This is a genomic window from Neoroseomonas rubea, from assembly GCF_016106015.1.
GTDB lineage: Bacteria > Pseudomonadota > Alphaproteobacteria > Acetobacterales > Acetobacteraceae > Neoroseomonas > Neoroseomonas rubea.
Window position 1 is genome coordinate 1 of sequence record NZ_JACADQ010000036.1, and the last position, 23,512, is coordinate 23,512.

Below are 23,512 nucleotides of genomic sequence, written 5' to 3' on the forward strand. Positions count from 1 at the left end.
CCCGGTAGGCGGGGTCGGCCAGCCCCCGCCGCACGGCGGCCGCCAGCGCGGCCACCACCGGCGCCGGCGTGCCCGCCGCCGAGACGAGCCCCGCCCAGGAGCCGCCCGTCAGGTCCAGCCCGCTCTCGATCAGCGTCGGCACCTCGGGTGCGATCGGCATCCGCCCGGCCGAGGACATGGCGAGAATGCGAAGTTGCCCGCCCCGCCAGGTGGGCAGCACGGTGGAGATCTCCGCCATCACCAGCGGAATGTTCCCGGCGATCACGTCGGGCACCGACATCGAGGACCCTCGGTACGGCACGTGGGTGAATCGCACATCGGCCGTCGCCATCACCTGCTCGATCAGGAAGTGCGTCGCACTCCCCTGGCCGGAGGAGCCGATCGCGAGCGCCCCGGGCCGGGCACGGGCCGCCGCCAGCACATCCGCCACGGTCCTGTAGGGGCTGTCGGCGCGCACCGAGAGCGTCACCGGGCTGCGGCTGATCATGGCGATCGCGGCAAAGTCCTTGGCCGGGTCGTAGGAGAGCCGCGCCTGAAGCACTGGCGCGTTGGTCAGCGGCCCGTTCGAGCCGAGCAGCAGCGTGTGCCCGTCCGGCGCCGCCTTGGCGACGGCATCCGCGCCCACCGTCCCGCCGCCGCCGGCGCGGTTCTCGACGATCACGGGCTGGCCGAGCACGGGCGCCATCCTCTCCCCGATCATCCGCGCCTGGAGGTCAGAGGAGGTGCCGGCCGCGAAGGGCACGACGATGCGCACCGGCCGGTCCGGAAAGGCCGCCCGTGCCGCGCGCGGGGTGAGCAGCAGCGCGGGGGCGGCGAGCAGGGCACGGCGGCTGGCGGTCATCGGCGGATCCTCCCTTTCCTTGGCGGCCCAGTCTGGGCATGTCCGCGTGCCGGCCGGAAGGGCCGGCGGGCGTGGCGAGGTCACGCAGGCTTCACCCCGGCCCGGCCCCGCAACGGGCAGGATGCCGCGCGACGATCAGGACCCTTCCGGCATGGACAGCATCGGCCGCCACATCCTGGACCTCTCGCGCCGCGGCCTGTTGCGCGGCGCGACGGGACTTGCCGCACTCGCGGCGCTCGCCCCCGCCACGCGCGCCCAGCCCGCGACCGCCCGCTTTCCCTTCACCCTGGGCGTCGCCAGCGGCGATCCCTGGCCGGACGGCTTCGTCATCTGGACACGCCTCGCCCCCGAGCCCTTGCAGGCGGATGGCGACATGCCGCCCTCCCCCGTGCCCGTGGCGTGGGAGGTGGCCGAGGACCGGCGCTTCGCGCGCATCGCCGCGCGCGGCACCGCCATCGCGGAGCCCGGCTTCGCCCATGCGGTCCATGTGGAGGTCGCGGGCCTCCCGCCCGGGCGGCCCTGGTTCTACCGCTTCCGCGCCGGCGCGCATGAAAGCGCCGTGGGCCAGGCCCGCACCGCGCCCGCCGCCGGCGCGACGCCGGCCCGGCTGCGCTTCGCGCTCGCCGGCTGCCAGCACTACGAGCACGGTCACTTCACCGCCTGGAGGCACATCGCCGCCGAGCCCGAGCTCGACTTCGTCTTCCACTATGGCGACTACATCTACGAATATGCCGGCCGCAGCCCCGGACAGGGCGGCTGGGGTCCCGTGGTGCGCGGGCATCTGGGCGGGGAGACGATGAGCCTGGCCGACTATCGCCAGCGCTACGCGCAATACCGCACGGACCCCGACCTGCAGGCAGCGCACGCCGCGCACGCCTTCCTGCCGAGCTACGACGACCACGAGGTCGACAACAACTGGGCCGGCCCGCACAGCGAGGAGGATGGCCGCGGCCGCTTCCCCGTGGCCGTGCCGCCGGAGGTCTTCGCACTCCGCAAGGCCGCGGCCTTCCAGGCCTGGTACGAGCACATGCCGGTGCGCCGCGCCGCGCTGCCGCGCGGGGCCGATATCACGGCGTACCGGCGGCTCGACTACGGGCGGCTGCTGCGGGTCAATGTGCTCGACACGCGGCAGTTCCGCGACGACCAGCCCTGCGGCGACGGCGTCAAGCGCGCCTGCGAGGAGGTGTTCCGCGCCGATGCGCAGATGCTCGGCACGGCGCAGGAACGCTGGCTGATCGAGGGCATGACGGGAAGCCCCGCGCGCTGGAACATCCTCGCGCAGCAGGTCCCGATGATGCGGCGGGAGTTTCGCGACGGCGGTATCGCGATGGACAAGTGGGACGCCTACCCGGCGGCGCGGCAGCGGCTGCTCGACGCCATGGCGGAACGGCGCACGCCCAACCCCGTCATCCTCTCGGGCGACGTGCATGTGGCGCTGGCCGCGACCATCCGCCGCCGTCCGGAGGATACGGCAAGCGCGCCCGTCGCGAGCGAATTCACCGCGACATCGATCACGAGCGAAGGCGACGGCGCGGAGATGACGCGCGCGGGGGAGGAACTGCTGCGCCGCAACCCGGACATCGCCCTGTTCCACCGGCGCCGCGGCTACTGCGTCGGCGAGGCGACGGCGCGGCGCCTTGCGATGGACTTCGTCAGCCTGCCCTTCGTGACGCGGGACGGCGCGCCACGGGAGACGGCCGCACGGTTCGTGGTGGAGGCGGGCGAAGCGGGGGTGAAGGCCGGGGGAGGATGAACCTCCCCCGGACGCTCCGTCGTTCGGAGACTGACCTCCACTGTCAGCCCCCCAGGAGACAAAGAAGGTTGAGGGGGGGGCCGGGGGGAGAAGTTCCCTTCTCCCCCCGCGAGTTTCAGGACCCGACCTTCAACGTGCTGGTCAGGCCGCGCAGGCAGGCCAGGATCGACAGCGGCGTGATCTTGCCCGTGCGGGGATTTTCCTCGCTCGGCACGTTCTCGATCGTCATGGTCAGCCGCGCGGAGGCGGCCTCGACGCGGATCGTGTGCTGGTTGCGCGTCTGCGCCGGGTCGGCCCAGATCTCGACCATGGTGCGCTCGGGCCCGATGCCCGCCAGCGCGAGCGCAGCCGCGACATTGACATTGGCCGGGAAGCCCTGCGCCGCGTCGAAGGCGTTGCCCTTGAAGACGCGCGTGGCGGTCGTGATGGCGCCGACGTCGATGTTGTTCTTCTTGAGATAGGGCGCGCCTTCGAGTCCGCGCGGCGGCTTGCGCGTCTCGATCGTCACGCTCTCCACCTCGCCCTCGGCCGCGGCGCGCACGGCATCGAGGCCGAGCAGCGCGCCGGTGGGGACGATGATGCGCGCGCCGGTCTGCCGCGCGCGGTCCACCAGGTGCATGCGCGGCAGCAGCGCGCCAACCGAGGACGGCACGAAGATCCGCCCGGCCTCGATCGCCGCCGTCGCGATCTCCTCGAAGGCCGCGGCGGGGGCGGCTTCGACGACGACATCGCAGGCGGCGAGCTCGGCATTGGTGACGACCATCGGCGGGACCTTGAAGCCGCCGACATTCGCCTGCGCCTTCTTGAGGTCCCGGGCGCTGACGGCGGCGAGGCGCAGCCCCTGCACGCCGGCATCCAGCGCGCGGGCGAGATGAAGCCCGATCGCGCCGAGCCCCGCGATGCCGACCGTGAGTTCCTTCGCCATGCGTCCCTCCGCTCAATGAGGGCGGCGCGTTACCACGGCCGGCGACGCGGCAGAAGGGTCACTCCTCCTTGAAGCCGTAGGCCGGGATGCCCTGCTCCGCGCCGTAGTACTTGTAGGGCAGGAACTTGCCGGTCATCTCGATCTTCACGCGGTCGCCCTTCTCATGCGCCATGCGCTCGAAATGGAAGTCGAAGTCGATGGCGGACATGATGCCGTCGCCGAACTCCTCCTCGATCAGCGCCTTCCAGGCGGGGCCGTTGACCATCACCATCTCGTAGAAGCGGTAGATCAGCGGGTCGGTCGGCGGCATGGCGGTGCCGCGATAGGGCACCTCGTTCAGCATCCGCTCCTCGACCTCGGAAAGCCCGAACAGCGTCGCGGCCTTCTTCGCGAGCGGCTTGACGAGCTTCATCTGGCCGAGCAGCGCGCCCACGATCATGGTCGGCGCGACGCCGCCGATCTCCTCGCAGATGTACTTCCAGGTCCAGTTCTTCTCGCGCTTGATGTCGAGGATCTTCTCCGTGAGTTGAGCACGGGTCATAGCGTTCTCTCCTGGGGTCGGGGTGGCTATTCCGCCGCGAGCGGCGGCGGGGTCTCGATGGCCGGGCGGACTTCGGGCACGGCGCGCGGCGCCCAGCCCGCGGGCGGCGCCTTGGCGTCGAAGGCGGCGGACCGGCTAATCAGGAAGTCGAGCACATGGTCGCGCAGCGCGTGGTAGCCCGGCATGTGATGCAGGTTCGCCCGCGTGCGTGGCTTGGGCAGGGTGTTGACCACCACCTCCGCGATCCGCGCGCCGGGGCCGTTGGACATCAGCAGGATGCGGTCGGCGAGCAGGATCGCCTCGTCCACGTCATGCGTGATCATGAAGGCGGTCTGCTGGGTTTCCGTCACCAGCCGCGCGACCTCATCCTGCAGGGACCCGCGCGTCAGCGCATCCAGCGCGCTGAAGGGCTCGTCCATCAGCAGCATCTTGGGGTTCAGCGCCAGCGCGCGGGCGATGCCGACGCGCTGCTTCATGCCCCCCGAGAGTTCCGCCGGCTTGCGGTCCAGCGCATGGCCGAGGCCGACGCGCTTCAGCGCCTCCCGCGCCGCGGCATCGCATTGTGCCCGCGACCAGCCGCGGTGGCGGCAGGACAACGCGAAGGCGACATTCCCCGTCGCCGTCATCCAGGGCATCAGCGCATGGCCCTGGAAGATCACGGCGCGGTCGAGCGAGGGGCCGGAGATCTCCGTCCCGTCCACGATCACCGCACCCTCGGTCGGGCCCTCGAGCCCGGCGAGGATGTTCAGGATCGTCGTCTTGCCGCAGCCCGAATGGCCGACCAGGCAGACGAATTCGCCGCGGTCGATGCCGAACCAGACATCCTCGAAGATGGTGGTGGGGCCGTAGCGGCGGGCGATGGCCTCGACACTCACATACTGGTTGCTCATCGCCCTACTCCCGCCAGGCCACGGCCTGGGCGACGAGGCCCAGCAGCCGGTCGAGCGCCAGCCCCACCAGCCCGATCATCAGGATGGCGATGACGATGTCGGCGATGGAGAGGTTGTTCCACTGGTTCCACACCCAGTAGCCGATGCCCGTCCCGCCCACGAGCATCTCGGCGGCCACGATCACCAGCCAGGCGATGCCGATGGAAATGCGCATCCCCGTCAGGATGGTGGGTGCCGCCGCGGGCAGGATGACGCGGATCGCCGTCTTCCAGGTGCCCGCTTCCAGCGTGCGCGCCACGTTCAGCCATTCCCGCCGCACCGACGCCACGCCGAAGGCCGTGTTCAGCAGCATCGGCCAGACCGAGCAGATGAAGATGACGAAGATCGAGGAGATCGCGCTGTCCTTGATGGAGTAGAGTGCCAACGGCATCCAGGCGAGCGGCGAGACCGGCCGCAGCACCTGGATGAAGGGATTGAGCGCGGCATTAAGCAGGGGCGACATGCCGATCAGGAAGCCGAGCGGGATGGCCACCAGCGCGGCGAGCCCGAACCCCGCGCCGACGCGCAGCAGCGAATAGGCGATCTGCACGCCGATCCCCTGGTCGTTCGTGCCGCGCACGTAGAAGGGATCGGACAGCAGCTCGACGAGGCGCACGAAGATCGCCGACGGCCCCGGCATGGGCGTGGTGCCGCCCTGTGCGGCCGCCTGCCCGAGCAGCGCGGCGTATTCCGGGTCGATCGCCGGCCCGCTGCCAGCGCGCGGCATCACCGCCACTTCCCAGGCGGCGAGAAAGGCGGCGAGGATCAGCAGCGACAGCGCCGCCGCCCGCCAGAAGGGAACCTGTGCCGGCATGGGTCAGGCGCGGATCGCGCGCTCGGTCCAGGCGCCCGGGTTCGCCGGGTCGAAGGCGCGGCCCATGATGGTCTCGGTGCGCATCGGGCTCGCCGGCACGGGCAGGCCGAGGTCGCGCATCGCCCGCCCGGCATCGAGCGCGAGGAACACCTGGGAGGCCACCTGCGCGTAGTCCACATCCCGCTGCAACTGCCCCCAGCGGCGCATCTGGGTCATGATCCAGATCGCCATGGAGTGCCACGGGAAGGGGTCGAAGCCGATGCGGTCCGGCACGCGCTGCACGCGGCCCAGCCCATCGGCGAAGGTGCCGGTCAGCACCTGCTCGACCACCGTGGGCGGCTGGTTCAGGTAGTTCTGCCCGGCGATGGCCTGCGCCACTTCCCGCCGGTTCTCGGCTTTCTGGGAATAGGCCGTCGCCTCCACGATCGCGCGCATCAGCGCCGCGAAGGTGTTGGGCGTGTCCGTGATCATGCTGCGCGGCACGGCGAAGGCGCAGCAGGGGTGACCGTCCCACAACTCCTTGGTCAGGATGTGGATGAAGCCCACGCCGTCGAAGACCGCGCGCTGGTTGAAGGGATCGGGGCCGAGGTAGCCATCGATGTTGTCCGCGCGCAGGTTGGCGACCATCTCGGGCGGCGGCACGGCGCGGATCTGCACGTCGCGATCCGGGTCAAGCCCGTGTTCCGCGAGATAGTGCCGCAGCAGGTAGTTGTGGATCGAGAAGTCGAAGGGCACGGCGAAGCGGAAGCCGCGCCAGTCGCGCGGGTTGCGCTTTTCCCGGTGCTTGGTCGCAAGCGTGATGGCCTGGCCGTTGATGTTCTCGATCGCCGCGACCGCGAAGGGCTGCGGCTGCGCCACGCCGACGCCGAGGCTCATCGCGACCGGCATGGGCGCCAGCATGTGCGCGGCATCGTATTCGCGCGCGATGGCGCGGTCGCGGATCACCGCCCACCCCGCGGTGCGGATCACCTCCACGTTAAGGCCGTGGCGCGAATAGAAGTTCATCGGATGCGCCATGATGATGGGCGTGGCGCAGGTGATGGGGATGAAGCCGATCTTGAGGTCGCGCTTCTCCGGCGCGCCGGCCGCCTGGGCCAGGGCCTCGCGCGCGGTGGCGAGCGGGAAGACGCTCTCGATCGCGGCGACCACGGTGCCGGCGCCAAACAGGCGCAGCAGCGCCCGGCGGGTCTGGTCTTCGGGGAAGACCGCCTTCATCACCGCGACCTCGGCCGCTTCGCCGAGCGCGCCCGTGCCGTCGGCCGGCACGGCGGCGGCGGGTTCGCAGGCCAGGCCCGGCGCATGCGCGCGACCGCAGCCGCAGCCGTCGAGGCGGCTGTCCGCCGAGAAGGGGTTGTCGAAGATCCGCGCCATGGCTGCCTCCCGCTTGCCGGCGAGAGATGGCCGGCGCGGCCCGGTGAGCAATCCCCGTGCCGCCCACGGAAGCGGCATGACGCGCCCGAAACGCCGGGCTACCTGCCGCCCTTCAGGTCAAAATGACCAAAATTCGAGCAATGAGCCCTAGACCACCGGGCTCGCCCCGCCATCCACGTTGATCGCCGTGCCGGTCACGTAGCCGCACTGCTCGCTCGCCAGCAGCAGCGCCATGGCGGCGAACTCCTCCGCCTTGCCGATGCGCCCGAGCGGGACGGGCTTGCCCTGCTCGGCCTTCCACTCCTCCCAGGTGATGTTGCGCTTGTCGGCGGCGTGACGGCGCACCCACTGGTCGCTCTCGATGATGCCGACCAGCATCGCGTTCACCAGCACGTTGTCGGGGGCGAACTCGTTCGCCAGCGCCTTGGTCAGCGCCATGCCCGCGGCGCGGGAGACACTCGTCGGCGTGCTCGTCGCCTTGGGCGCCTTTGCGCCGATGTTGAGCACGTTGATGATCCGCCCCCACTTGCGCTCCCGCATCCCCGGCAGCGCCAGGCGGGACAGGCGGACGGCGGCGAACAGCTTCAGGTCGAGGTCGTCCTGCCACAGCGCGTCGGTCACCTCGAGGAACGGGCCGCGCTGGGAGGTGCCGGCATTGTTCACCAGGATATCCACCTGGCCGATCGCGCGGACGGCGCCGTTATAGGCCTGGGCGCAGCCTTCGGGCGTGCGGATGTCCGCGGCGATCGCCGCGACCTTGGCGGTCGGCGCGGCGTCGCGCAGCTCGGCCTCGGCCTGCGCCAGCGATTCCGCCCCGCGGGCGACGACCGCGACATTGGCGCCCGCCTGCGCGAAGGCCTTGGCCATGGCGAGGCCCAGCCCCTTCGATCCGCCGGTGATCAGCGCGCCGCGGCCATTGAGCGTGATGTGCATGGATGCGTTCCCCCTGGAATGAGCGCGCGCATCCTGCCCGAAGGCCAGCGCATCGCAAGGAAGGGGGAATGGGGCGACCAACGGGACTCGAACCCGTGACATCCAGGACCACAACCTGGCGCTCTACCGACTGAGCTATGGCCGCCACCGAGAGGGCGGGGAATACGGCCGCGACCCCTGTCCCGTCAACCGCGGCGGCCACGCGCATGGCAGACCCGCGCGGGCGCCCCGGTTGTGCCCCGCCGCGCCGGTCTGACATGGTGCGCCGCGACAGGAGCCCCGCATGAGCGCACCCAGCCACACCCGCAGCCTCGCGCTTCCCGCCGGCCTGCTCATTGCCTGCGCGGTCGGCGGCGCCATGCTGGCGATGGGCCTGCGGCAATCCTTCGGCCTGTTCCTCGCGCCGATGACGGCCGCGCATGGCTGGACGGCCTCGGGCTTCGCCTTCGCCATCGCGCTGCAGGTGCTGCTGAACGGCGTCTCCCAGCCGCTGACGGGGCAGTTGGCCGACCGCTTCGGCGGGCGAAAGGTCATCATCGGCGGGGCGCTGCTCTACGCCGCGGGCATCCTCGGCATGGCGCTGTCGGACGGCTTGCCGCTCTTCACCTTCTTCGCCGGCGTGGTGATGGGCGTGGCGGTCTCGGCCGCGGGGATGCCCACCATCATCGCTAGCCTGACGCGCATGCTGCCGGAGGAAAAGCGCGGCCGCGCCGTGGGCCTCGGCACGGCGGGGTCCTCGGCCGGGCAGTTCCTGGTGGTGCCGCTCGCCGGGCTCGGCATCGCGGGCTTCGGCTGGCAATGGGCGCTGGTCGCCATGGCGCTCGCGGCGCTGCTGATGATCCCGCTGGCGATGCCGCTGGCCGACCAGCCGGCCAAGCCCGCGGCGGGTGCCGCGGCGGACAACGAGACGGCGGGCGCCGCGCTGTCGCGCGCCTTCCGCGACCCGTCCTTCTGGTGCCTGTTCTTCGGCTTCTTCGTCTGCGGCGTGCATGTCTCCTTCCTCACCGTCCACCTGCCGGGCTTCGTGCATTCCTGCGGGCTGCCGCTCTATGTCGGCGCCGGGGCGATCTCGCTGATCGGGCTGTTCAACATCGCGGGCTCGCTGATGTCGGGCGAGCTGACGCAACGGTGGAAGCGGCGGGAATTGCTGGTGGGCATCTACGCCGCACGCGGCGTGCTGATGACCGCCTTCCTGCTGATGGAGAAGACCACGACGAGCGTGATGATCTTCGCCGCGCTGATGGGCATCCTGTGGCTGTCCACCGTGCCGCCCACCGTCGCGCTCTGCGCGCGCAACTGGGGCACGCGCTGGCTCGCGACCATCTTCGGGCTGGTCTTCCTCGGCCACCAGATCGGCGGCTTCACCGGCGCCTTCCTGGGCGGACTGGTCTTCGACCGCACCGGGTCCTACGACCTGATGTGGGTCTTCGGGATCCTGGCGGCGGCCTTTGCGGCGATCGTGCACCTGCCGGTGCGCGACGGGCCGCGCCCCGCGCTCGCCGCCGCCTGAACGACGGGAAGGAGACACGCCGATGCGACGCCTCGCCTGCGCCCTCGCGCTCATGCTCGCCGCCGCCCCGGCTGCCGCGCAACAGCCCATGCCGCATGAATGGCTGTTCGGCTCCTGGACCGGCGGCCTCTTTCCCGCGGGCGAGACCGAGGGCGCGCGCTGCACCGCCCAGCCCAGCGTGATCTTCACGCGGGAAGTGGTGCTGCGCACCGGCATGCTCGACCCGGCCTATCGCCAGCGGCTGATCGAGACGGTCGCCGGGCGCGAGGATGGCGCGACCTTCCGCTTCGTGCCCGCCCCGGGCGGCCGGATGCCGCCGGACGCCGCCTTCGGCTGCCAGGGCGGGCCGGACATCCTCGAGGTCCGGCGCCTGGGGCCGGACGAGATCGAATTCCCGAACTGCCGGGACTTCCCTTCCACCCTCCGCCGTTGCGGGAGCCCCAACCGATGAGCCGTCCGAAGCGGATCGCCCTGATCCACGCCCTGCGCCATTCCCCGCCGCCGATCGAAGCCGCCTTCGCGCGGCTCTGGCCGGGCCAGGTGCTGATGAACCTGCTCGATGACAGCCTCTCGGCCGACCTCGCGCGCGACGGCGCGCTGACGCCGCGGATGACGGAACGCTTCCTCACGCTCGCGCGCTACGCGGCCGGCACGGGCGCGGACGGCATCCTCTTCACCTGTTCCGCCTTCGGCCCCTGCATCGAGGCCTGCGCGGCCGACCTCGCGCCGATGCCCGTGCTCAAGCCGAACGAGGCGATGATCGAGGAAGCGGTGACCAAGGGCAGGCGCATCGGCCTGCTCGTCACCTTCCAGGGCACCATTCCGTCCATGACGCCGGAATTCCCGCCCGGCATCACCGTGGTGCCAAAGGTGGCCGAGGGCGGGCTCGCGGCCCTCGATGCCGGGGACCTTGCCACGCATGACCGGCTGGCGATGGAGGCGGCGAAGGATCTCGCCGATTGCGACGCCATCGCGCTCGGCCAGTTCAGCCTGGCGCGGGCCAAGCCGCTGGTCGAGCAGGTGACGGGCAAGCCCGTGCTGACCACGCCGGACAGCGCGGTGCTGAAGATGAAGCGGCTGCTGGGCGGCTGAGTCCCGTCGCAGGAAGGGACGACTGTCAGCCGCACGCAGGTTTGGTCCCGTGTGCGGATGGCACGAGGCCGCGCTAGCCGCGCTTGCCCCAGGGCGACTCCCCGCTGCCCGGCCGCGCCGGCCCCTGCCACCAGGGGCCGGCGGCGGCCGGCGGGGCGGCCGCAGGACCGATGCGCACCGTCTCATCCGCCTCCGCCGCCTGCTGCGCCCAGGGCGGGGTCTCGTCCTGCGCGATCGCGGGCTGCTCCATCGGCCCGGGGTCGCGCCCGCCGGCGAAGCGCACCAGCGCCGCGACGCGATCCGGGATGGGCGGATGCGTCGCCATCAGGGAGGAGAGCGCCGAATCCGTCGCATCCTCGAGGAACAGCGCGCGCACCTGCGGCGAGACATCGGGCATGTCGGCGCGGCCTTCCACCTTGCGCAGCGCCGAGATCATCGCGTCCGGATCCGAGGTGAGCTCGACCGCCCCCGCATCGGCGAGGAATTCCCGGTTGCGCGAGAGCATCATGCGCAGCACCGCGGCCAGCCCCCAGGCGAGCCCGATCATCAGCAGCCCGATCAGCGCCGCCGCGCCCGCGTTGCGCGAATTGGTGTTCACCCGCCAGCCGCTGTCGGAGGAGGAGGATGATGCGTTCCCCGCGCGCGCCACGCGCCGCGTGCGCGTCATCATGTCGAAGCCGAGCGAGATGACGCCCACGAAGACCGCCGCGATCAACCCCAGCCGGGCGTCGCCGTTGCGGATATGCGCGAGCTCATGCGCGAGCACCGCCTGCAGTTCCCGGTCGTCGAGCGCCTCCGTCAGCCCGCGCGTGACGGTCACCGACCCGCTCTCCCGCGTCAGCCCCGCCGCATAGGCGTTGAGCGCCGGCGTCTCGATGATGGCCAGCCGCGGCATGCGCATCCCGCGCGAGATGGCGAGGTTCTCGAGCAGGTTCCACAGCCGCGGTTCCTCCGCCCGCGTCACCGGCCGCGCGCCGGTCGCCCAGTCGAGGATCTTGTTGTGGGCCGCATAGGCGATCGCGAACCAGATGATCGCCACACCCCAGGCCATGACATACAGGGCGGGCAGGTTGCGCAGCGCATTGCCGAAGGCGCGGCCGAGGTCGCGCTGCTCGCTGCCGAACACCAGGCCGAGGCCGAGCGCCATCAGCGCGAGCAGCAGCGGGAAGCCCGCCAGCAGCAGCATCGACCGCCAGGCGGTGTTCCACGCATGGGTGCGCAGGCCGAAGGCCTGCATGGCGCGGGCCCTCGCCCGCTAGAAGCGGACCTGCGGCGTCGCCTGCACCGCGGCCCGCTCGGCTTCGGGAATCTCGAAGAAGCCGCGCTGCTGGAAGCCCATCGACTTCGCGAAGAAGACGGCCGGGATGCTCTCCGTCATCGCGTTGTATTCGGCGACCGACGCATTGTAGAAGCGCCGCGCGGCGGCGAGCTTGTTCTCGATATCGGACAGTTCGGATTGCAGCCCGAGGAAGTTCTGGTTCGCCTTGAGATCCGGATAGGCTTCCGACAGGGCGAACAGGCGGCCGAGCGCCGCACCCAGCGCGCCTTCCGCCGGCCCCGCCGCCGCCGGGCCCTGCGCCTGGGCGGTCACGGCGGCGTTGCGCGCCTGGATCACGGCATCGAGCGTCGACTTTTCGTGCGCCGCATAGCCCTTCACCGTCTCGACCAGGTTCGGGATCAGGTCGTGGCGCTGGTTCAGCTGGACGTCGACATCCGACCAGGACTGGCCGGTCGCCTGCCGCAACGCGACGAGGCGGTTGTAGACCACCACGAGCCAGACGACGAGCACCGCGATGATGCCGAGGATGACCCATTCCATGGTGCTCTGCCCTTCCACGCGACGCCGGGCAGCAGACTAATACGCTTTCGTCCCCGCGCCAGGGCGTGCGGTGAGGCCGCGCCTTCGAATCAACTGCCCGTGAGCGATCGGGGCCGCGCATTCCCCTTTCGCCCTTGTGTTGCTATTCGGGAACGATCCTTGACCGTTTCGTCATGGGGTCATCCGCACAGGGGCGATCGTAGATGCCGTCCTCAGCGCCGCCCGCCCGCAGGCGGCCCGGTCTGCCACGCTGCCTCCGGAACCGGCGCGGGGCCAGCGCGCTCGAACTTGCCCTCGTCGCAGGTCCCTTCCTCGTCCTCGTCATCGGGACCATGGAAGCCGCCTGGCAGTTGGCGACCAGCATCGCGCTCGACCACGCCGCGCTCCGGTCGAGCCGCTTCGGTGCGATCGGCGCGGACAGCATCCCCGCATTTCAGCGCGGCGGCACCGCCCCGACGGACCTGCCTACCTGCCGCTCCACCGGCATCGCCTGGCTCGTCTCCGCCTCCACCGGCGGCCTCATCCGCTCCGGGGCCAACCTGACCGTCACCACCGAGGCATGGAGCAACCTCGGCACGATTGCGGGGAACGGCACCGCGGGCGCCGGCAATGGCGGCCAGATCACCTCCTACGTCATCAGCTATCGCCAGACCTTCATCACGGGAGCCGTCGCGGCGAGCCTCTGGGGTTCGGACGGCTTCACGCACCAGACCACGATCGTGATCAAGAATGAGCCCTTCGAGAATGCCACCTGCTAGGCGGGGCCTTGCCCGCGCCATCGCCGGGCGCCGCGGCATCGCGGGCTCCGAGCTCGTGCTCATGGCGCCCGTCTTCTTCCTCATCCTGCTGGCCACCGCCGATCTCGTGCGCGTCTTCCGCGCCCAGATCCGCATGGAGATGATCGCCGTCCAGATCGGACAGATCGTCTCCCAATGCGCCCGCATCACCACGCCGGGCGACACATCCCAGTTCTGGAGCCATGCCGAGCGCATCGCCGGCGGCGTCATCGACGTCAATACAGCGACCGGCGGGGCCATGATGATCACGGCGATGAGCCGCAACAACAACGCCAACCGGCTCGACTGGCAGGTCCGCACCGGCAACGTCAGCACCAGCAGCCTGTTCGGCTCCGAGGCGACCCCGACACCCACCATCCGCGGCCGCGCCGGCCAGGCCTTCACCATCCCGGAAAGCCAGACGCTCTTCGCGACCGAGGTGTACGCCATCGTCCAGCCCTGGACCCTCAGCGCCGGGCTGATCGGCACCGCCCTGCCGAGCACGCTGCGCGGCGTCACCATGTTCCTCTCCCGCTCGGCCGAGCCGGCGCGCCTGCAGCAGCGCCCGACCAATTCCAACGCCAGGGATTGCACCTGATGCGCCCGCCGAACCGCCGCGGCGCCATCGCCGCGATGAGCGCCGTGCTCGCCGTCGCTGTCATCGGCTTCGCCGGCCTCGCCGTCGATCTCACCCGGATCTGGATGGTCAATGCGCGGCTCAAGACGGCGATCGACGCCGCTGCGCTCGTCGCCGCGCGCCAGCTCGCCCTGCCCGAGGCCGACCGCAACGCGCAGGTGCAGGCGATCTACTGGGCGAACCTCTCGCAGAACGGCCTGAACGCCGAGTATCTCGGCGCAACGGTGCAGGATGCGGAGATCGAGCTGATCGGCACCAACCGCGTGCGGGTGACCGGGAGGGCGAGCGTGCCGACGACGCTCTTCTCCATCATCAACCGCAGCGATACGCCGATCGTCGACAGCGCGGTCGCCGAGCGCCAGGGCGCGGGGCTCGAACTCGCCCTCGTGCTTGACGTCACCGGCTCGATGGAGACCGCCCCGTCGGTGGGTGCTGAGCGCAACATCGCCGTGCTGCGCCAGGCGGCGACCAACCTCGTGAACACCCTCTACAACGGGGAGGAGCGCCGCCCGAACCTCTGGGTCTCGGTCGCGCCCTATGCGGCGGTGGTCAATATCGGGCGCGACCGGCAAGACTGGCTGCAGGCCGGCAGCCTCAACACCGCGAACTACCTGCCCACCATCTGGCACGGCTGCGTCGAGGCCCGCGTCGGCAGCAACTACGGCGGCGGCGCCTATGACGAGACCGAGACGTCGCCGAGCGCCATGCCGTTCCGGCCGTATTTCGTGCCCTCGAACCGCTACGACTACAGCCGGGACCCGAACGACGCGACCAAGGTCATCGTTCGGCGCGGCTCCAGCATCGTCAGCGTGCCCTTCCCGCCGCTCGCGACCGACATCCCGGTCAACCGCGGCGACAATCCCTGGATTCCCGGCGCGGGCGGCACGGTGGTCGCGAACAGCAGCACCATGGTCCCCTTCAGCAGCGCGGTCTGGGAACTCGACCCGGCAGATCCGGGCACGGACGACCAGGACGTCCTGCGCCGCGACCTCGGGCGCGGTCCCAACCTCGGCTGCCCGCGCGCCGTGCTGCCGCTGACGCGCGACCGCACGCCCATCCTGGAACAGATCGCCGCACTTCGGCTCGCCCATCGCGGCGGCACCATGGCGCATCTCGGCCTGCAGCTCGGCTGGGGCACGCTCTCGCCGCAATGGCGTGCCGACTGGCGCCTGACCGAACAGCGGGAGGGGCAGACGCTGCCGCTCGACTACAACACGCGCGCCATGACCAAGGCGCTCGTGCTGATGACCGATGGCGAGAACCAATGGGCCGACGTGCCGGAGGGCGCGCCGGGCCGCTGCTGGACGAGCGGCGTCGCGCTGGCCGATACCGGCTTCGTCGCCTGCGTCACGTCGAACCCGGGCTTCGCCACTCTGCCTTCGTCCGCCGGCCATACGTGGCGGCAGGCGACGTCGGGCAGCAGGCAGGTGATCACGAATGACGACCGCGACGTGTCGGCCTATGGCCGGCTGAGCGAACGGCGGCTTGGCCCGGCGATCACCACGAACGACCTCGCCAATGACGAGCTCAACGCCCGCATGTCCAGGATGTGCGCGGCGATGCGCGCGCGCGGGATCGTCATCTACACTGTCGTGTTCCAGGCGGCCCCCACGACCGAGATCCAGGACCTCTATCGCGGCTGCGCCAGCGCGCCCGAGAACTTCTTCGTCTCCACGACCCAGGCGGACCTGCTGGCTGCCTTCCAGAACATCGCGGGCCAGCTCGCAAGCCTGCGCCTGGTCGAGTAGCACCCGCCGCGCCCCCGGCCATCCGCAGGCGCGATCGACCCGTGCACGGATGGCCTGACGCCCCTGGCCGGGCGCGCCGCCGGCCCGCCGCCGGGCAGGTTCCGGCACCGATCGGCCCTTCTGCCGTAAGCGTTCGATCCATAAAAATGGACACGGCGGCGGATCCGGGATGATCCGCTGCCCCCCGTCGCCGGTCCCCGCGAGGGAGGCGGCGTGCGGCGCCCGGATCTTGGCGGCCCCTCGGGAACACGATTTTGTGATCAATCTGGCGCGGAATCCCGCGCGATTACTGGATTTTCTTACCGATCTCGCTTGACATTTACCCGCGATTCACTTTCTAGTGCAGAACGTTAAATTCTACGTGATTGTCTCCAAATTGAGCGCGCCCGACATGCCCCCCCCAGCCCCGCCGCCCGCCAAGCCCTCGCGCCTCAGCCGCTTCCTGCGGAACCGCCGCGGCGCCACCGCTCTCGAATTCGCCCTGGTCGGCGGCCCCTTCTTCGTCCTCATCATCGGGACCATGGAAGCCGCCTGGCAGTTGGCGACCAGTGCCGCGCTCGACCATGCCGCGCTCAAGGCCAGCCGCTTCGGCGCGACCGGGACCGACAGCATCCCGGAATGGCAGCGCGGCGGCACCGCCCCGACGGACCTGCCCACCTGCCGCTCCACCGGCATCGCCTGGCTCGTCTCCTCCTCCACCGGCGGCCTCATCCGCGCGGGCGCCAACCTGACCGTCACCACGGCCACCTGGGGCAATGTCGGCAGCATCACCGGCAACGGGACGACGGGCGCGGGTGCCGGCGGGCAGATCACCTCCTACACGATCCGCTATCGCCAGCCCTTCATCACCGGTCCGGTGGCCGCGAGCTTCTGGGGAACGAACGGCTTCACGCACCAGACCACGATCGTGATCAAGAATGAGCCCTTCGAGAATGCCACCTGCTAGGCGGGGCCTCGCCCGCGCCATCGCCGGGCGCCGCGGCATCGCGGGCTCCGAGCTCGTGCTCATGGCGCCCGTCTTCTTCCTCATCCTGCTGGCCACCGCCGATCTCGTGCGCGTCTTCCGCGCCCAGATCCGCATGGAGATGATCGCCGTCCAGATCGGACAGATCGTCTCCCAATGCTCCCGCATCACCACGCCCGGCGACACATCCCAGTTCTGGAGCCATGCCGAGCGCATCGCCGGCGGCGTCATCGACGTCAATTCGGCGACCGGCGGCGCCATGATCGTCACGGCGATGAGCCGCAACAACAACGCCAACCGGCTCGACTGGCAGGTCCGCACCGGCAATGTCAGCACCAGGAGCCTGTTCGGCTCCGAGGCGACGCCGACACCCGCCATCCGCGGCCGCGCCGGCCAGGCCTTCACCATCCCGGATGGCCAGACGCTTTTCGCGACCGAGGTCTACGCCATCGTCCAGCCCTGGCAGATCAGCGCCGGGCTGATCGGCACCGCCCTGCCGAACACGCTGCGCGGCGTCACCATGTTCCTCTCCCGCTCGGCCGAGCCGACGCGCCTGCAGCAGCGCCCGACCAATTCCAACGCCAGGGATTGCACATGATGCGCCTGCCGAACCGCCGCGGCGCCATCGCCGCGCTCAGCGCCGTGGTCGCCGTCGCCGTCATCGGCTTCGCCGGGCTCGCCGTCGACCTCACCCGGATCTGGATGGTCAATGCGCGGCTCAAGACGGCGATCGACGCCGCAAGCCTCGTCGCCGCGCGCCAGCTCGCCCTGCCCGAGGCCGACCGCAACGCGCAGGTGCAGGCCATCTACTGGGCGAACATTTCGCAGAACGGCCTGAACTTCAACTACATGGGCGCCACGATCGGCGACCCGACGATCACCCTGATCGGCACCAACCGCGTGCAGGTCACCGGCACCGCGACGGTGCCCACCACGCTCTTCTCCATCATCAACCGCGGCAACACGCCGATCACCGACAGCGCGGTCGCCGAACGCCAGGGCACGGGGCTCGAACTTTCCCTCGTGCTCGACGTCACGGGCTCGATGGGCGTCACCAACATCCAGGCGCTGCGCACCGCCGCGCGCGACCTGATCGACATCCTCTACGCCGGGGAGGATCGCCAGCCGAACCTGTGGGTGTCGGTCGTGCCCTACACGGCGGTTGTGAACATCGGCCGGAACCGGGAATCCTGGCTGCAGGCCGGCAGCCTCAACACCGCGAACTACCTGCCCACCGTCTGGCGCGGCTGCGTCGAGGCGCGCGTCGGCAACAACTACGGCGGTGCCTTCGACGAGACCGAGACGCCGCCCAGCACCGTGCGCTTCCGGCCGCATTTCTGGGCGTCCAACCGCTACGAGTACAGCCGGGAGGTGGTGAACGGGAACCCGACCGGCAACTTCTTCGTCCGCCGCGGCGGCAACGTGATCAGGACGTCTGCGCCCCTTGCGACCGACGTGCCGGTCAACCGCGGCGACAATCCCTGGATCCCCGGTGCCGGCGGCAACGTGGTCTCGAACGGCACGGCCGCCTGGAGCGACGCGGTGTGGGAGCCGAACCCCGAGGCCCCCGGCACCGACACGCAGGACGAGGCGCGCGGCAACGAGGCGCGCGGCCCCAACCTCGGCTGCCCGCGCGCGGTCCTGCCGCTGACGCGCGATCGCGATCCGATCCTCGCGCAGATCGACGCGCTGCGTCACACCCATCGCGGCGGCACCATGGCCAATCTCGGCCTGCAGATCGGCTGGGGCACGCTCTCCCCGCTCTGGCGCGCGGACTGGGCGCTGACCGAGCAGCGGGAGGGCCAGCAGTTGCCGCTCGACTACGGCACGCGCGCCATGACCAAGGCGATCGTGCTGATGACGGATGGCGAGAACAACTGGTTCGACTTTCCGGACGGCGCGCCCGGCCGCTGCAACACGACGGGCGGCACGCCGCGCTGCGTGACCAACAACCCGGCCGTCGCGACCCTGCCGACGGTCGCGGACTGGCCCTGGCGCACGGTCGGCGGCGGCGGCGCGCACATCACGAACGACGACGCCGACCGCACGGCCTATGGGCGCCTGTCCGAGGAGCGCCTTGGGCCGACCATCAACAACAACGCGCAGGGAACCGCCGAGATCAACGCGCGCATGGCGCGCCTGTGCGCGGCGATCCGCGCCCGGGGGATCACCATCTATACGGTCGTCTTCGACCCGAACAACAACCTCTCGATGGCAACGCAGGACCTGTACCGCAACTGCGCGACCGACCCGCGCGAGAACTTCGGCTACTTCCGCAGCCCCACGCGTGAGGCGCTCAACCTCGCCTTCCGCACCATCGCGGGTCAGCTCGCGAGCCTGCGCCTGGTGCAGTAGCCCTACACCGGCAGGCTCGCCACCGCCGCGAGCCCGCCGCCCGGGCGGTTGCGCAGCACCACGTCCCCGCCATGCGCGCGCAGGATGTTGCGCGTGATGGTCAGGCCGAGCCCCGTCCCGCCCGTCTCGCGGTTCCGGCTGCCCTCGAGCCGCCGGAAGGGCGCAAAGACCGCCTCCAGCTCGCTGTCGGGGATGCCCGGCCCGTCATCCTCGACCGTCAGCCGCACCAGCCCGCCTTCCGGCGGCGCCAGCATCAACCGCGCTGCACCGCCATAGGCCAGCGCGTTGCCGACAAGGTTCGCGAGCGCCCGCTTGAGCGCGACCGGCCGCGCGCGAACCACCAGCCGGTCCGGTCCGGCATAGGAGATGTTGTCGGCCTTGTCGGGTTCCGCATCCGTCGCCTCGTCGGCGACCGTCCGGCACAGCGCCGCGAGGTCGATGGGCGATGCCGGCTCCGCCGCCGCGTCGTCGCGCGCGAAGGCGAGCGTCGCGGCGATCATCCGCTCCATCTCATCCAGGTCCGAGAGCATCTTCCGCCGCTGCTCGTCGTCGTCCATGAACTCCGCGCGCAGCCGCAGCCGCGTGATCGGCGTGCGCAGATCGTGCCCGATCGCCGCCAGCATCTGCGTCCGATCGGCGACGAAGCGGCGGATGCGCTCGGCCATCAGGTTGAAGGCGCGCGCGGCCGTCGCGACCTCGGACGGGCCCGTCTCGGGCAGCGGCGTCGCGTTCACGTCCCGCCCCAGCCGGTCGGCCGCTTCGGCCAGCAGCCGCACCGGGCGCATCAGCCGCGTCACGGCCCAGATGATCAGCAGCACGGCGGCGATCGTCATCACCGCGAAGGCGGCGAGGAAGGTCGCCGAATGCCACGGCCGCGGCGGCGGCATGCTGACGCGGATGTTCAGCCATTCCCCGTCCGGCAGGCGCAGCGCCGCCGCGAAGCCGCCCGGGGGCAGCGCGCCGAGCCGCACTTCCCGCGGGCGCAGCCGCGGCGGCCCGCTGTTCACGAGGTCCAGCCGGAACAGCCGCATCACATGCGGCGGCGGCGGCGGCGCGCCCACCCGCACCGCCGGTTCCCGGTCGAGATCAACCGTCAGCCCGTCGGGCAGGTCAAGGTCCCCCAGCATCTGCGCCCGCCGGTCGGGCGGGGAGAGCAGCGCCGTGCGCCAGGCGCCGAAGGCGCGGCCCGCGATCTCCCGCGCCTGGATGAAGCGCTGCAGGTCGACGCGGTCCAGCGCATGGATCGTCAGCCCCGCCGCCTGCACGAGCATCAGCGCGAGGATCAGCCAGAAGGCGGTCCGCCCGCCGAGGCTCGCGGGCAGGCCGATCCGGCGGCGCGGTTCAGCCACGCTCGACGGTCGCCGCAAGCACGTAGCCGCCGCCGCGCACCGTCTTGATCAGGTTCGGATTGCGCCCGTCATCCTCCAGCTTGCGGCGGAGGCGGGAGACCGCGACGTCGATCGCCCGGTCGAAGGGCCCGGCCTGCCGGCCGCGCAGCAGGTCCATCAGCATGTCGCGCGTCAGCACGCGGTTGGGGCGTTCGACCAGCACCAGCAGCAATTCGTATTCGCCCCCGGTCAGCGACACCTCCGCCCCGTCCGGGTTCAGCAGGCGCCGCCGCGCGGGCTCCAGCGTCCAGCCCGCGAAGCGGATGACCTTCGCCGGCGGCTCCTTGGCCGGCCCCTCCCCGCTCGCGCGGCGCAGCACGGCGCGGATGCGCGCGAGCAACTCCCGCGGGTTGAAGGGCTTCGCGACGTAGTCGTCCGCGCCCAGTTCCAGCCCGACGATGCGGTCCGTCTCCTCCCCCATCGCGGTCAGGATCACGATGGGCACGTCGGACTGCGAACGCAGCCAGCGCGCGAAGTCGAGCCCCGGCTCCCCCGGCATCATCAGGTCCAGGACCACGAGGTGGTAGCGCCCGAGCGGCCAGGCCTTGCGCGCCTCCCGCGCATCGCGCGCGGCGGTGACGCGCATCCCCTGCTTTTCCAGGAAGCGGGAGAGAAGGTCGCGGATCTCGCGGTCGTCGTCGACGACCAGGATATGCGGTGCGGGCTCCATGGCTGTTACAATGGGCCCGTTCCGCCGGCGTTCACGGGGGCGGTCGAGTATCTTTCCGTAACCGGCGCGCGGGCTGTTGCCGAGCGTTGCAATCCAGGCGTGAAGCGGGCTTCGTTCGGGCCATGCGCGCCCTACGTTCTTCGCCACGGACCGATGCCCGCCGCCTCCCCCGCGGGCACGGCTCCCCCGAGGCGGCGGGTGCGCTTCCCACGGCGCCCGCCGCCTCCCCCCCGCCCGACTGGGCACGCGACGGCATCACCGAACTCGGGCGCATGGACCCCGATTTCGCCGGCATCGAGCCGCGCGCCGGTCCGCTCCCCTGGCGACGGCGCGATCCCGGCTTCCCCGGCCTGCTGCGCACCATCTGCGGCCAGATGATCAGCAACCAGGCCGCAGCCGCGATCTGGGGGCGGCTCTCCTCGCTCCCCGGCGCGCTCGACCCGGCCGGGCTGCTGGCGCTCGACGACGACGCGCTGCGCGGCGCGGGCCTGTCGCGGCCGAAGGTCTCGCACGTGCGCGCACTCGCATCCGCGGTGGCTGAAGGGCGGCTCGACCTGCCCGCGCTGCGCGCGGCACCCGACGCGGAAGCGATCGCCGCCATCGCCGCCATCCCCGGCCTCGGGCCCTGGACGGCGCAGGTGCACCTGCTGTTCGGCTTCGAGCGGCCCGATGTCTTCCCGCCCGGCGACGTCGCGCTCGCCGCGGGGGTCGCGCATCTGAAGAACCTGCCGGAACGGCCGAAGCCCAAGGCGCTGGTCGAGATGGCCACGGCCTGGTCGCCCTGGCGGTCGCTCGCGGCGCGGCTGCTCTGGCATCACTGGCGGCACGCGACGGGACGGCCGGCGGGCGAGGCGCCGTAGGCGCGAACGGAGGGGCGCCGCCCCTCCGCACCTCCCCGCCGAGGGCCGAAAGGCCCCACCACGCGCGAACGGAGGGGCGCCGCCCCTCCGCACCTCTCCGCCGAGGGCCGAAAGGCCCCACCACGCGCGAACGGAGGGGCGCCGCCCCTCCGCACCTCCCCGCCGAGGGCCGAAAGGCCCTCGGTACCCATCACCCGCCCTCGCACATGGACGGCGCCAGACAGGGGTGGTTCCCTAGCGCGTATGCAGTTCCCGCTCTCGCCACGCATCGGCGCCACGTCAGAACCACCCATCCCCTCCGTCCGCGCCTGGGCCTCGCGATACGACGGCCGCGCGGGGCGCGTGCTCGACCTGACGCAGGCCGTGCCGGGATACCCGCCGCATGACGACCTGCTCGCGAAACTCGCCGCCTGCGCGGGCAGCACGGCCACCTCCTCCTACGGGCCGATCGACGGCGAACCCGCGCTGCGCGCAGCCCTCGCCGAGGACATGTCGCGCGCCTACGCCGCGCGCATCGACACCGCGGACATCGCCATCACCTCCGGCGGCAACCTCGCCTTCACCATGGCGATGACGGTGCTCGCCGGCGCGGGGGAAGCGGTGATGCTGCCCGCGCCCTGGTACTTCAACCACCGCATGGCACTCTCGGCCCTCGGCATTCCCTGCGTGCCGCTCGAATGCCGGGCGGAAGATGGCTTCATCCCCGACCCGGACCGCGCCGCGCGCATGATGGACGGCGTGCGCGCCATCGTCCTCGTCAGCCCGAACAACCCGACCGGCGCGGTCTATCCGCCCGCCATCATCGCCGCCTTCGCCGACCTCGCCCGCCGCCATGGCGCCTGGCTGGTGCTGGACGAGACCTACCGCGACTTCCTCGACCCCGCGCAGTCCCCGCCGCACGCGCTCTTCGCCGACGCGGCGTGGCGGGACAACGTCATCCACCTCTATTCCTTCTCGAAGGCCTATTGCGTGCCGGGGCACCGCGTCGCCGCCATCGCGGCCGGCCCCGCCTTCCGCGCTGCGCTGATGAAGGCGCTCGACACCATGCAGATCTGCGCCCCGCGCGCCGCCCAGGCGGCCCTCGCCTGGGCGGTGCCGGCGCTGGTGGACTGGCGCGAAGGCAACCGCGCCATCATGGCCGCGCGCGCCGACGCCTTCCGGCGCGCCGCAGGGCAATTGCCGGGCTGGCGGCTGGATGCGCTCGGCGCCTACTTCGCCTATCTCCGCCTGCCGGAGGATGCGGCCGAGGCCGTCGCCATGGCCGAGACGCTCGCCGTCGAGCGCGGGCTCCTCGGCCTGCCGGGCCCCTTCTTCGGGCCGGGGCAGGAGCGGCACTTGCGCCTCGCCTTCGCCAATGCCGAGGAATCGGTGATCGCGGAGGTCCCCGCCCGGCTCTGATCCGGTGTGATCGGGCGCGCTTGTTCGTATCGATATCGGAACGCTAGATAGGCGGCATGACCTGCCGCCCCATGGCTGCCGGCCGTCGCTGAGCCGCCATGCCCCCGCCGCTCCGCCGCCCCGCGCCGCGCCCCGCACCGCCCGACCCGGCCATCCGCGCAGCCGCGGAGGCAAGGATCGGATGACCT

General features: G+C 71.4%; 23 protein-coding genes and 1 tRNA gene. 12 read left to right on the forward strand and 12 right to left on the reverse strand.

From position 1 onward, the window contains the following. Positions 1-841 (reverse strand): Bug family tripartite tricarboxylate transporter substrate binding protein (locus HW577_RS06415; protein ID WP_198375306.1); only part of this gene is annotated, 841 nt, incomplete at its 3' end. A gap of 151 nt (positions 842-992) precedes the next feature. On the opposite strand from HW577_RS06415, the gene HW577_RS06420 reads away from it, so the two are divergent. Beyond that, positions 993-2,594 carry an alkaline phosphatase D family protein gene (locus tag HW577_RS06420; protein ID WP_198375307.1) on the forward strand — a complete coding sequence of 534 codons (1,602 nt, stop codon included), beginning with the start codon at positions 993-995 and terminating at the stop codon, positions 2,592-2,594. A 115-nt stretch (positions 2,595-2,709) separates the two neighbouring features. Here HW577_RS06420 and HW577_RS06425 read toward each other — a convergent pair whose 3' ends face one another. From HW577_RS06425 to HW577_RS06455, 7 genes are all read right to left on the reverse strand, one after another. After that, a complete protein-coding gene (locus tag HW577_RS06425) occupies positions 2,710-3,519 on the reverse strand; it encodes an aspartate dehydrogenase (protein ID WP_198375308.1) in 810 nt (269 codons plus the stop codon). Positions 3,520-3,577: 58 nt separating this feature from the next. Next, positions 3,578-4,060, reverse strand: a complete 483-nt coding sequence (cynS, locus tag HW577_RS06430; protein WP_198375309.1) for a cyanase — start codon at positions 4,058-4,060, stop codon at positions 3,578-3,580. A 26-nt stretch (positions 4,061-4,086) separates the two neighbouring features. After that, positions 4,087-4,950, reverse strand: coding sequence for an ABC transporter ATP-binding protein (locus HW577_RS06435; protein WP_198375310.1), 864 nt, complete (start codon positions 4,948-4,950; stop codon positions 4,087-4,089). A 4-nt stretch (positions 4,951-4,954) separates the two neighbouring features. Beyond that, positions 4,955-5,803, reverse strand: a complete 849-nt coding sequence (ntrB, locus tag HW577_RS06440) for a nitrate ABC transporter permease (RefSeq protein WP_198375311.1) — start codon at positions 5,801-5,803, stop codon at positions 4,955-4,957. A 3-nt stretch (positions 5,804-5,806) separates the two neighbouring features. Then, positions 5,807-7,174 (reverse strand): CmpA/NrtA family ABC transporter substrate-binding protein, encoded by a 1,368-nt coding sequence (locus tag HW577_RS06445; RefSeq protein ID WP_198375312.1) that lies wholly within the window; start codon positions 7,172-7,174, stop codon positions 5,807-5,809. A gap of 147 nt (positions 7,175-7,321) precedes the next feature. Further along, a complete protein-coding gene (locus HW577_RS06450; protein ID WP_198375313.1) occupies positions 7,322-8,107 on the reverse strand; it encodes an SDR family NAD(P)-dependent oxidoreductase in 786 nt (261 codons plus the stop codon). Between the two features lie 69 nt (positions 8,108-8,176). Continuing rightward, positions 8,177-8,252: transfer RNA gene (locus HW577_RS06455), tRNA-His, on the reverse strand. 138 nt (positions 8,253-8,390) lie between these two features. On the opposite strand from HW577_RS06455, the gene HW577_RS06460 reads away from it, so the two are divergent. The 3 genes from HW577_RS06460 to HW577_RS06470 are packed head-to-tail and all read left to right on the forward strand — an operon-like array spanning position 8,391 to position 10,709. Then, the gene (locus HW577_RS06460; RefSeq protein ID WP_198375314.1) at positions 8,391-9,617 is read left to right on the forward strand and encodes an MFS transporter; all 1,227 of its coding nucleotides are present in this window, start codon (positions 8,391-8,393) and stop codon (positions 9,615-9,617) included. A gap of 22 nt (positions 9,618-9,639) precedes the next feature. Then, the gene (locus tag HW577_RS06465) at positions 9,640-10,068 is read left to right on the forward strand and encodes a hypothetical protein (protein WP_198375315.1); all 429 of its coding nucleotides are present in this window, start codon (positions 9,640-9,642) and stop codon (positions 10,066-10,068) included. Continuing rightward, positions 10,065-10,709: an aspartate/glutamate racemase family protein gene (locus HW577_RS06470; RefSeq protein WP_198375316.1), complete on the forward strand. Its 645-nt coding sequence runs from the start codon at positions 10,065-10,067 to the stop codon at positions 10,707-10,709. Before HW577_RS06465 ends, HW577_RS06470 begins: the two co-directional genes overlap by 4 nt. A 73-nt stretch (positions 10,710-10,782) precedes the next feature. On the opposite strand, the gene HW577_RS06475 is transcribed toward HW577_RS06470, so the two are convergent. Both HW577_RS06475 and HW577_RS06480 read right to left on the reverse strand, forming a co-directional pair. Next, positions 10,783-11,946 (reverse strand): M48 family metallopeptidase, encoded by a 1,164-nt coding sequence (locus HW577_RS06475; protein ID WP_198375317.1) that lies wholly within the window; start codon positions 11,944-11,946, stop codon positions 10,783-10,785. Positions 11,947-11,964: 18 nt separating this feature from the next. Continuing rightward, on the reverse strand, positions 11,965-12,528 hold the full coding sequence (locus HW577_RS06480) for a LemA family protein (RefSeq protein WP_198375318.1): 564 nt from the start codon (positions 12,526-12,528) through the stop codon (positions 11,965-11,967). A gap of 203 nt (positions 12,529-12,731) precedes the next feature. On the opposite strand from HW577_RS06480, the gene HW577_RS06485 reads away from it, so the two are divergent. The 6 genes from HW577_RS06485 to HW577_RS06510 all read left to right on the forward strand — a co-directional run bounded on the left by HW577_RS06485 (position 12,732) and on the right by HW577_RS06510 (position 19,008). Next, positions 12,732-13,286, forward strand: a complete 555-nt coding sequence (locus HW577_RS06485; protein WP_198375319.1) for a TadE/TadG family type IV pilus assembly protein — start codon at positions 12,732-12,734, stop codon at positions 13,284-13,286. Then, the gene (locus tag HW577_RS06490) at positions 13,273-13,902 is read left to right on the forward strand and encodes a TadE/TadG family type IV pilus assembly protein (RefSeq protein ID WP_198375320.1); all 630 of its coding nucleotides are present in this window, start codon (positions 13,273-13,275) and stop codon (positions 13,900-13,902) included. The genes HW577_RS06485 and HW577_RS06490 overlap by 14 nt, the downstream gene beginning before the upstream one ends. Further along, positions 13,902-15,689, forward strand: coding sequence for a pilus assembly protein TadG-related protein (locus HW577_RS06495; RefSeq protein ID WP_198375321.1), 1,788 nt, complete (start codon positions 13,902-13,904; stop codon positions 15,687-15,689). Before HW577_RS06490 ends, HW577_RS06495 begins: the two co-directional genes overlap by 1 nt. Before the next feature lie 391 nt (positions 15,690-16,080). After that, entirely contained in the window at positions 16,081-16,635 is a 555-nt protein-coding gene (locus tag HW577_RS06500; RefSeq protein ID WP_198375322.1) for a TadE/TadG family type IV pilus assembly protein, read from the forward strand. Further along, positions 16,622-17,251: a TadE/TadG family type IV pilus assembly protein gene (locus tag HW577_RS06505; protein WP_198375323.1), complete on the forward strand. Its 630-nt coding sequence runs from the start codon at positions 16,622-16,624 to the stop codon at positions 17,249-17,251. The genes HW577_RS06500 and HW577_RS06505 overlap by 14 nt, the downstream gene beginning before the upstream one ends. After that, on the forward strand, positions 17,248-19,008 hold the full coding sequence (locus tag HW577_RS06510; protein WP_198375324.1) for a Tad domain-containing protein: 1,761 nt from the start codon (positions 17,248-17,250) through the stop codon (positions 19,006-19,008). Before HW577_RS06505 ends, HW577_RS06510 begins: the two co-directional genes overlap by 4 nt. Positions 19,009-19,010: 2 nt before the next feature. Here the strand turns inward: HW577_RS06510 and HW577_RS06515 are convergent, their stop codons facing one another. Together HW577_RS06515 and HW577_RS06520 are read right to left on the reverse strand one after the other, a co-directional pair. Then, positions 19,011-20,357: an ATP-binding protein gene (locus HW577_RS06515; protein WP_332837490.1), complete on the reverse strand. Its 1,347-nt coding sequence runs from the start codon at positions 20,355-20,357 to the stop codon at positions 19,011-19,013. Further along, entirely contained in the window at positions 20,350-21,066 is a 717-nt protein-coding gene (locus HW577_RS06520; protein ID WP_198375325.1) for a response regulator, read from the reverse strand. Before HW577_RS06520 ends, HW577_RS06515 begins: the two co-directional genes overlap by 8 nt. 272 nt (positions 21,067-21,338) lie before the next feature. On the opposite strand from HW577_RS06520, the gene HW577_RS06525 reads away from it, so the two are divergent. Both HW577_RS06525 and HW577_RS06530 read left to right on the forward strand, forming a co-directional pair. After that, on the forward strand, positions 21,339-21,926 hold the full coding sequence (locus tag HW577_RS06525; protein ID WP_198375326.1) for a DNA-3-methyladenine glycosylase family protein: 588 nt from the start codon (positions 21,339-21,341) through the stop codon (positions 21,924-21,926). A 243-nt stretch (positions 21,927-22,169) separates the two neighbouring features. Next, positions 22,170-23,324 carry an aminotransferase gene (locus HW577_RS06530; protein ID WP_198375327.1) on the forward strand — a complete coding sequence of 385 codons (1,155 nt, stop codon included), beginning with the start codon at positions 22,170-22,172 and terminating at the stop codon, positions 23,322-23,324. Positions 23,325-23,512: the final 188 nt, after the last annotated feature.